This window comes from Shewanella sp. SG41-4, from assembly GCF_014164505.1.
Taxonomy (GTDB): domain Bacteria; phylum Pseudomonadota; class Gammaproteobacteria; order Enterobacterales; family Shewanellaceae; genus Shewanella.
The window spans coordinates 1-1,396 of record NZ_JACJFI010000593.1 but is presented as its reverse complement, the minus strand read 5'-3'; the positions used below and the strand labels follow the sequence as shown (position 1 = coordinate 1,396).

General features: G+C 39.0%; 1 protein-coding gene and 1 pseudogene. Both read right to left on the bottom strand.

Annotation, left to right across the window (positions count from 1 at the left end; genetic code table 11):
• Nucleotides 1–735, bottom strand: a pseudogene (locus H5202_RS22490) (phosphomannomutase); the annotation flags it as partial.
• 8 nt (nucleotides 736–743) lie between these two features.
• On the bottom strand, nucleotides 744–1,396 hold a 653-nt coding region (locus H5202_RS22485; RefSeq protein WP_182773981.1), incomplete at its 5' end, for a cupin domain-containing protein.

Genomic DNA, 1,396 nt, shown 5'->3' with positions numbered 1-1,396 from the left:
AAATACTGCATCTAAATTGTGTTGTTTAGCCCAATTGATCGCTTTTAATGTATCTTCTTCTGAAACAGCTTCTGTATCTATAGGAACGAAATGTTCTGTCCTTTCTAATGCAATAACTTCGGCACCCAGGCTTTCAAAAATTCGATAATAAAGATCCCGACCTGCACTTGAATGTTCATAAATACCGATACGTATTCCAGTCAACCATGGTGAATCAAACAGTGAAGTATAACGGGTTATATAAGCCTCAGCAGCACGATCATTTACAGTTAAGTCTGCTATTGCTGTTAACTTAGTAAATTCAATTTGTGCAGTATTGATAACTTGTTCATCAGCTTTATTGATTTCACCATCGGGACGATAAAATTTAAGACCATTACGATCAAATGGAATATGACTCCCTGTTACCATAATGGCAGGAATTCCATCCTCTTGTGCTGCATAAGCTAATGCAGGAGTAGGAACTACGCCGTAATAAATAACTTCTATACCAACTTGGTTTAATGACGCTGCACACGCCATAGCGATGGCGTAGCTACTTGGTCGGTTGTCGATTGCTATAGCTACTTGTACAAAAGCAAAATTGCTCTGTATTCCGGAAATAAATGCAAGAGAAAATGCAGCACAAACATCTGGCGTAAACTGTGTCACTAAACCACGAGCACCACTGGTACCAAAAGAAATCCCACTTTGAGCAATAACTGATGAGCTAATTAATGTTGAATTGTTTGACATGCTAACCCTTATATACGTCCGTAACGGTCTTCAAATCGCACGATATCATCTTCACCTAAGTAAGATCCGGATTGAACCTCAATCAACTCAAGCGGAAGTACTCCGGGATTCTCTAGAGCATGTATTTGCCCAATCGGAATATAGGTCGACTCATTTTCAGTTAGCAATATCGTTTTATCACCATTAGTCACTTTGGCGGTGCCAGACACGACAATCCAGTGTTCAGCTCGATGATGATGCATTTGAATAGATAATTTGGCACCTGGTTTCACTGTAATACGCTTAACTTGATCGCGGTTACCAACATCTAATGAATCATACTTACCCCAAGGACGATATACTTCACGGTGTATTTTATGTTCTGTGCGCCCTACTGCTTTCAGATAATTCACGATTACTTTAACATCTTGCACTTGTTCTTTATGGGCCACTAAAATGGCATCTTTTGTTTCAACCACAACCAAATTATCAATACCTACAACCGCAATGAGTTTGTTATTAGAATGTAGATAGTTGTTTGCTGAATTAACTGATATCACATCACCTTTAATGACATTCTTATTTTCATCTTTTTCTGATACTTCCCATAATGCAGACCAAGATCCGACATCACTCCAACCAGCATCCATAGGGATCACCATCGAAGAGTCTGTTTTTTCCA